This is a genomic window from Thermodesulfobacteriota bacterium, from assembly GCA_039028315.1.
GTDB lineage: Bacteria > Desulfobacterota_D > UBA1144 > Nemesobacterales > UBA2774 > CR02bin9.
Genome location: JBCCIH010000117.1, coordinates 1 through 7675, shown reverse-complemented (window position 1 = coordinate 7675; position 7675 = coordinate 1). Strand labels below are relative to the sequence as shown.

The 7675-nt window shown below is 40.4% G+C and carries 9 protein-coding genes; 4 read left to right on the top strand and 5 right to left on the bottom strand.

Annotated features, from left to right (window positions below):
• On the bottom strand, window positions 1-1391 hold a 1391-nt coding region (locus tag AAF462_08025; GenBank protein ID MEM7009064.1), incomplete at its 3' end, for a dihydroxy-acid dehydratase.
• Window positions 1392-1593: 202 nt separating this feature from the next.
• Here AAF462_08025 and AAF462_08020 point away from each other — a divergent pair.
• Entirely contained in the window at window positions 1594-2058 is a 465-nt protein-coding gene (locus tag AAF462_08020; GenBank protein ID MEM7009063.1) for a DUF6789 family protein, read from the top strand.
• Between the two features lie 13 nt (window positions 2059-2071).
• On the opposite strand, the gene AAF462_08015 is transcribed toward AAF462_08020, so the two are convergent.
• Entirely contained in the window at window positions 2072-3193 is a 1122-nt protein-coding gene (locus AAF462_08015) for an aminotransferase class V-fold PLP-dependent enzyme (GenBank protein MEM7009062.1), read from the bottom strand.
• Between the two features lie 161 nt (window positions 3194-3354).
• Here AAF462_08015 and AAF462_08010 point away from each other — a divergent pair, with 161 nt between their 5' ends.
• Window positions 3355-3564, top strand: a complete 210-nt coding sequence (locus AAF462_08010) for a cold shock domain-containing protein (protein ID MEM7009061.1) — start codon at window positions 3355-3357, stop codon at window positions 3562-3564.
• Window positions 3565-3772: 208 nt separating this feature from the next.
• Window positions 3773-4492 (top strand): DUF4159 domain-containing protein, encoded by a 720-nt coding sequence (locus AAF462_08005; GenBank protein MEM7009060.1) that lies wholly within the window; start codon window positions 3773-3775, stop codon window positions 4490-4492.
• A 371-nt stretch (window positions 4493-4863) separates the two neighbouring features.
• Here the strand turns inward: AAF462_08005 and AAF462_08000 are convergent, their stop codons facing one another.
• Entirely contained in the window at window positions 4864-5658 is a 795-nt protein-coding gene (locus tag AAF462_08000) for a VOC family protein (protein ID MEM7009059.1), read from the bottom strand.
• 298 nt (window positions 5659-5956) lie between these two features.
• Between AAF462_08000 and AAF462_07995 the strand changes: the two genes are divergently transcribed.
• Window positions 5957-6370, top strand: a complete 414-nt coding sequence (locus tag AAF462_07995) for an EamA family transporter (protein MEM7009058.1) — start codon at window positions 5957-5959, stop codon at window positions 6368-6370.
• On the opposite strand, the gene AAF462_07990 is transcribed toward AAF462_07995, so the two are convergent.
• Both AAF462_07990 and cofE read right to left on the bottom strand, forming a co-directional pair.
• Complete coding sequence (locus AAF462_07990) at window positions 6363-7043, bottom strand: glycerophosphodiester phosphodiesterase family protein (GenBank protein ID MEM7009057.1); 681 nt, start codon at window positions 7041-7043, stop codon at window positions 6363-6365. The genes AAF462_07995 and AAF462_07990 overlap by 8 nt on opposite strands.
• An 18-nt stretch (window positions 7044-7061) precedes the next feature.
• Window positions 7062-7675 (bottom strand): coenzyme F420-0:L-glutamate ligase (gene cofE / locus AAF462_07985; protein MEM7009056.1); only part of this gene is annotated, 614 nt, incomplete at its 5' end.

Genomic DNA, 7675 nt, shown 5'->3' with positions numbered 1-7675 from the left:
GCTGACGTTGGAGCAAGCATCTCCCTCATACCAGGTCCCCCTCGTGGACCTTCGTAGCGCACAACTATTACGTGCCCTTGTTTGACTCGTCCATTGAGAATTGCCTTTAGACAGTCCTCCTCTGAGTTGAACACAATTGCTTTACCAGTAAAAGAATGCCCTTCATAGCCGGATATTTTTGCAACAGCTCCTTCAGAGGCTAGGTTACCTTTAAGAATTACAATATGGCTGTGGTCCTTGATAGGATTGTTGAGCGGGCGGATAATATCCTGACCTTTTGGATATTTCCCAACTCCTCTAAGATTCTCTCTAACAGTCTTTCCTGTAACAGTGAGACAATCTCCATGGAGAAGACCAGCATCTAGTAGTATTTTCAAAAACGGTGTTAAACCCCCGATTTTGCAAAAATCTGCCATCATATACTTTCCGCTAGGCTTTAAGTCTGCAACTACCGGTGTTTTCTTGCCTATTCTCGTGAAGTCATCAATTGTAAGCTTTACATTCATAGCATTTGCCATTGCCAGGAGGTGAAGCACTGCATTAGTTGAGCCGCCCAATGTTATTACTACTGTGATTGCATTTTCAAAAGCTTTTTTAGTCATTATGTCGCTTGGGCGTATACCTTTTTTAAGAAGGTTTACTACCGCTGCGCCGGCTTCCTGGCAGTCTTTTATTTTATCTCGAGAGATTGCAGCCTGTGCAGAGCTGTTTGGAAGACTCATTCCAAGAGCTTCAATTGCTGATGCCATAGTGTTTGCCGTATACATGCCGCCGCATGAGCCAGGGCCAGGGATAGCGTTTGACTCAATCTGCTTTAGCTGACGATCAGAAATATCTTTATTGGCATGAGCGCCTACCGCTTCAAAAACAGAGACAACATCAATATCCTGTCCATTATAGTTTCCCGGCATAATTGTGCCGCCGTAAACAAACACACTAGGACGGTTTAGCCTGGACATAGCTATCAAACATCCCGGCATGTTCTTATCACACCCGCCTATAGCCACAAGACCGTCAAAGCCTTCCCCTGCTGCAACAGTCTCAATTGAGTCGGCAATAACCTCTCTAGAAACAAGTGAGTATCTCATTCCGGGCGTACCCATAGAGATGCCGTCAGAGTTTGTAATCGTATTGAAGATTATAGATTTGCCGCCTGCCTTATCAGCACCTGCACCGGCTTGTAAAGCCAGCTTGTCTATATGCATATTACATGGAGTTACCATGCTCCATGTGGATGCAATTCCGACTATTGGCTTTTTGAAATCTTTATCCTTAAACCCCACAGCTCTGAGCATTGATCTATTTGGGGCTTTATCGGCGCCGTCAACAACTATTGACGAAAACTTTTGCAGTTTTACAGGTTTTTTGGACTTATCCGTTTTTTTCTTCAATTAAATTCTCCCTTTTTGGCCTTAGCAAGATCAAATAATTATCTACAAATACAAATCCATGTCAATTATTTATTAAGCAAATAGTACTTGAAACTATGTACTATATGGGTTTATCATCTAAATATACAGTTCATTAGTGGTTTTCTCTTTAGAAGAATGGGGGCTGAGTTTAAAAACATTTACTAAGGAGGTGCGGTAGAAAATGATGAACGCTTTCTTAACGACTATTGCGGCGGGTATTGTCGGTACTACTGGCATGAGTCTAGTGATGTGGTTTATTACCAGCACTGGGCTAGCTAATGCTGCCATGATAAGAGCTATAGGCAGTATGTTCACAAAGTCCTACGAAAATGCTCTTGGGCCAGGTCTGCTTTTACACTATATTTCAGGGATCCTCTTTGCATTTCTCTATGTACTCCTGATAAGTTTGCTTTCACCTGACTCTCTTGTGGGAGCAATAGGAGCAGGAGCCATGATAGGGATATTTCACGGTGTTGCGTTCGCATTTCTGTTAGTAATTATGGTTGCCGAGCACCACCCAATTGAGCAGTTTCGTAATGCCGGGTTTGAGGTAGCTATAGCACACCTTGTTGGACATCTTGTTTATGGTCTTTTAGTTGGAACAGTTGTAGGAATCACAGGCATAAGGGTATTTCTAATTGATTAGCACTCTCTTTAGGCTATAAAAGTTGATCCAGGGCATCAAAGAATTTTAAAATGTCCTGCTCAGTGGTATAAAAATGTGGAGAGACTCTAAGAGCTCCTCCTCTATTGTTTACGACTATGTTCTTTTCAAAAAGTTTTTCGGCGACTTCTTTAGGTTCAAACTCTCCAGAGAAGGAGATTATGCCCCCTCTTTCGTTATGGTCTAAAGGTGTTCTAATATCAAAACCTCTATTCTTTGCCTCATTTATTATTAGATCTCCAAGCCCAAGAATATGATTTTGAATATTTTCAACCCCAACTTCCAAAAGTAGATCCACGGCTGCTCCAAGTCCATAAATACCCATAGTATTCATAGATCCTTCTTCGAACCTGAGCGCATTATTTTTGAGTTTAAAGTCATAGCTTTCAAAGTTAAGATCATCTTCGACGCTTTTCCAACCAATGAGACTAGGCTTGATTTGAGTTGCCAGCTCCTCTCTGCAATAAAAAATCCCTATTCCCTCGGGAGCCAATAACCACTTATGGCCATCAGCCGCAAGAAAATCTGCCTTAGACTTTTCAACATCCATAGATACTGCGCCTAAACTCTGAATAGCATCTACAAAATAGAGTATTCCCTTGCTCCGGCATAAATCACCTAATTTATTTAGATCTATCATAAACCCGTTCACTGACTGCACAGTGCTCATTGTTATCAGCTTTGTCCTGGAATCAATTAAGTTCTCAATGTCTTCAAACAGGATTCTCTCATCTTTAAGTGGAATTAACCTTACTTCTACGCCTCTATCGTTAAGGCTCTGCCAGGGATATATGTTAGAAGAAAACTCTTTTTCAAAGACAACTAAGTTATCACCTTTTTTCCAATCTAGACCTGATGAGACTATAGAGATTCCATGAGATGTATTCTTTACAAATGCGACTTCACTGGGCTTGGCACCTATAAGCTTGGCACACGAGGCCCTGACCTGTTCTATCCTTTCTCCCCACAGACTGTAATCCATCTTGGTTTGTCCGCTTGCGTTTTGAAGGAACTCATCAACTGAATTCTTAACTCTTAGAGAAACAGGGGATACCCCAGCGTGATCAAGGTAGATAAAATCTTTCGTAATAGGGAAAATATCTCTGTAATTTTGCATTAGTTAAATATACTATGGGAACTCAAAATACAATAATTTAAGATATAACCTTATCGCAAGGTGATTTAGCTATCAAATCTATGCTAAAAGAATCTGTTGACAAACTGATTAAAAAGTGCGATATTGGTTTTGAAGTAGATTTCTTAGGAGGACTTTATTTAATGCAGGGTACAGTAAAATGGTTTAACAGTTCTAAAGGATACGGTTTTATCCAGTCCGATGAGGTAGATAAAGACGTATTCGTTCATTACAGTGTTATCGAAGGCGAAGGCTACAAGAGTCTAGCAGAAGGTGAAGCTGTAGAGTTTGAAATAACAGACGGACCAAAAGGACCGCAAGCTACAAAAGTAGTTAAAGCTGGTTCTGAGTAAACTTCTTCTATACTGATTTAAGAAGATTCCGCTTGGTATTTTCATAAGAATAATATTTCCCATTTTAGCTATTGTTGAAATAGTAAAGATTTTTTATGCTTTTTTGGGTTACGTAATTCTATATTTTCTTGACACCTAGCTATAAACCCCTCAATATTTTAATATCTTGAACACTAAATACTTTTGCACAAGGACAGCTGCATTATTAATGCTCCTGTTAATATCACTACCTCTCTTAGGACTATATGAGGGATCAGAGTTTAAATTTGCTCAACTTATTTATGACGGAAACTGGGATACAAGACCGAGGGCATACAAGAGGCTAATGAGTACGCTTGAGCTTAGAACAAGTGTAAATAGCTCTGATCAGAGAAAGAGCCTAAGACTGACTGATCCGGATCTATTTCAATACCCCTTCCTATACATGTCCGGTGATAGCAGCTTTACATCCTTTAGCGCACAAGAAAGAAGAAAGCTAAGGAAATATCTTCAGCTCGGTGGAACTTTAATCATCGATGACACTTCAGGTGAGCAGGACTCAAGTTTTGATACTCAGATAAGAGCCGAGCTAGTAAATATCATGCCAGAAATACCACTTGCTCCAATACCGCATGACCATGTAGTGAACAAATCGTTTTATATACTAAACTCTGCCAGCGGGAGAAAAGTTATTCAGCCCTATTTAGAGGGAATAACTTTTAGGGAAGAAGATAGAACTGCTGTTTTGTATTCCAAAAATGATCTAGGCGGCGCTTGGTCTGAGGATGAGTTTGGCAAATGGCAATATGAGGTGATACCTGGTGGAGAGGCTCAGAGAGAACGTGCTTTTAGACTTGGTATTAATATGATTCTGTATGCACTTACAGGAAATTATAAAAAGGACCAAGTACATACTCCATTTATTAAAAGAAGGCAGATGAACTTTTAGCTTTTTATTATCGACATGGACCAAGCCAATAACTGCCCACTTTGCAAAAGACCACTCCCCGAAAAGCCTAGTAAACATCATTTAATTCCTAAAAGTTTTAAAGGTAAAGATATAGTGCTTCTTCACAGAATCTGTCATAGGACTATTCATGCAAATTTTACTGAAAGGGAACTCTTAAACTATTACCACACAATTGAGCGAATACTTGAGAATGAAAATGTGCAAAAATTTGTTAAGTGGGTTCAAAACAAACCACCCGAATTTCATGTGAGGACGAGAAACACTTTGAGGAAAAGGTCTCTATAAGAAGGAAGTGCGGAAAACATAGAAGGCAAGACATTATGCCCTGCCTTCTATCATATATTAATTTATCATTCTGGCTGGTTTAGTAGTTTAATAATCGCAAATACTGCGCCTTGAGGGTCTTGTAGAAAAGAGAATCTTCCTACTTCCGGAATGTCTGTTGGTGGAACTATGGTCTGACCGCCAAGATTTGTTGCCTCCTCAGTACTGCTGTCACAATCGTTGACTGCAAAATATACTGACCACGTAGGAGGCATATCGCCCATGTCTTGACCGATGGCCATCATTCCTGCAGCAGGCCAATCTCCATTCTTAAAAGCCGTGTAGGTCATACCACCACCCATATCCATTTCATCATAAGTCCAGCCAAATAGCTCTGTGTAGAATTCTTTTGCTTTCTCAGTGTCATTAGTTGCAAGTTCGTTCCATACTAATGTGCCGTGCTCGTTTACGATCTGCGCACCTATATGCTTTAATGGCTGCCATAAGGAAAACACAGCGCCAGTTGGGTCCATAACCACTGCCATACGGCCTGCATCAAATACATCCATAGGCTGCATTACAATATTAGCTCCTAAGGATTGGGCTTTTTTCACTGATTCATCAACGTCAGCTACTGATACATAACTAGCCCAGTGTGTTGGTATTCCTTGTTCAACTTGCTCAGCCCACATCGGATAGAGACCGCCTAGGTATTTTCCGTCGAAATTAGCCATAGAATAAACCATGTCTTCACCAATGGGGTTGTCTTCAATGTCCCAACCAAATAGTTTTGTGTAAAACTCTTTAGCCTTATCTACATCGGATGCTACAAGTTCCGGCCAGCAAAAAGTACCGGGTTTATATTCTGTTACTTCACTCATTTCATGTCTCCCATATATTAGGTTGTATGTGTATCTACATACCAATCCTATCATAAAATAGTTAAGATATGATTAACTGATTTTACAAATATTTTTTGTGAAAAGACTGAGGGTGATTATTCCATCACCCTCAGTAGCCAAGAAGGACCCAAGGTTTTGGGAGTGTTTCGGATCGGATAAGAGGTGGCATTCTCATTACAACACTCCCGTATGAAGGAGATATTCAGGAAAGGTTAACTGCATGTTAATGTTGGTTTCTAAATCTAAGAGAGTTCAAATTTTATTATAGGAGATCACAATGAGCGAGAGATGGTTTATCTTAATATTACTAGCGATAGTTTGCTTTTCATTTGGAAGTTTCTTTGGAAAGGTAGCTTCATTAAAGGATATTCCCTACAGGGTCTATTTCTTTGAAGCGGTTGGAACTCTGACAGTTTTTACAACATTTGTTATCTACTATAGAAATACTATCTTTACAAACTTTTCTATCAATTACCCTGCCATATTAATGGGTTTATGCTGGGGAGTTGGTACAGTGCTATTCATAGTTGCGCTCAAGTACGCCAAGCTCTCAATTGTAGCGCCGCTATCCGCCGCATATCCTGCTCTTACCGTCGTGCTGGCATTAGTGTTCTTGGGCGAAAAATTAGATATAAGAGAGATGGCCGGAATTGGATTCGCGATCGTTTCAGTCGCGCTTTTAGCTAAATAATATCAGGCTTATTAGTCACTATGCCGCTTACGCCCTTTTGTTTCATGCTATGGGCTTTTATGGTTTCATCCACAGTCCAAGTGAAAGTATAAAGCCCGCTATCCCTGGCTCTCTTTACCAGAGAATCAGTAACAAACCATCTAAAGGGTGCTACAAAATCTGCGCCGCAGTTAAGTGCAAGACCAATAGGATTTAGGGAGGCAAAAACTATCAAACCTGTCTTGATGCGGTGGTTTAACTCTTTTAACATTTTAAGTCTTTTAGGTTTAAACGATACTACATAAACATCGTCTAATAAATCGTTCTTAAGCAAATACGATCCAATTTTTTCTTCTAACCTGTCCTGCTTAATCTCTAACACAAATTTAGCCCTCCCTTTTCCAAGCTCTATAACTTGCTCAAGGGTTGGTATCTGTTCCCCATGACCTGCATCCAGTTCTTTAAGTTCGCTAAGTGTTTTATGCGAGATATGGCCTGAGCCATTGGTAGTGCGATCAACTGTTTGATCGTGAAAAACCACCAGATGACCGTCTAATGACTCTCTTACATCAAACTCAATCATATCTGATTTTAGCTCTATGGCTCTTTCAAAAGATTTAAGTGTGTTCTCGGGCTCGTAGGCACTGGCGCCTCGGTGGGCAATCTTTATAAATTGACGCTCAAGTTCTATCATAATTGTTATGTTTAAGTCTTAACGAAACAGATCGTCTTCAGCATTTCTGATAAGCTCTTTTGCTCCAATGCTCTTTGGATCATAATCATAACCCCTTACAATTATAAGAGGTACAGACTCAGCCTTTTCCATAAGTAGGCCGGCGGCTGAAGCAATTTCATCAGCCACAGCCATAACAGTTGCATTTAGCTCAAACCCTTTTGAATCTGTCTCTCCCCTGTAGTCTTTAAGCGCTTTTATGCCTGAGCATCCTATCGCTATATCTACAAGTCCGTCTCGCCAAGGTCTCCCCACTGTATCGGTGATTATGACAGCTAAGTTTATTCCACATTTTTCTTTCAATCCGTGGGCTAATTTGTCTGCAGATTCATCAGAATCTATTGGAAGAAGGGTTACCATATCTCCGCCTGAAACATTTGAAGCATCAACACCTGCATTGGCGGTAATAATACCCCCTCTTGTCTCAACTATAAGCCGGCCTTTCTCGGGCTTCCTTTGATCCATTTTGATTATCTTGGTAGTCTCGCTAAGTATTACTTCAATCAGTCTAGGGTCTTTGGTAAGTTCTTTAGACAAAGTATGAGCATAGGGTGAGGGCTCAACAGTGCTAAGATCAACAATCCTATTTTCAG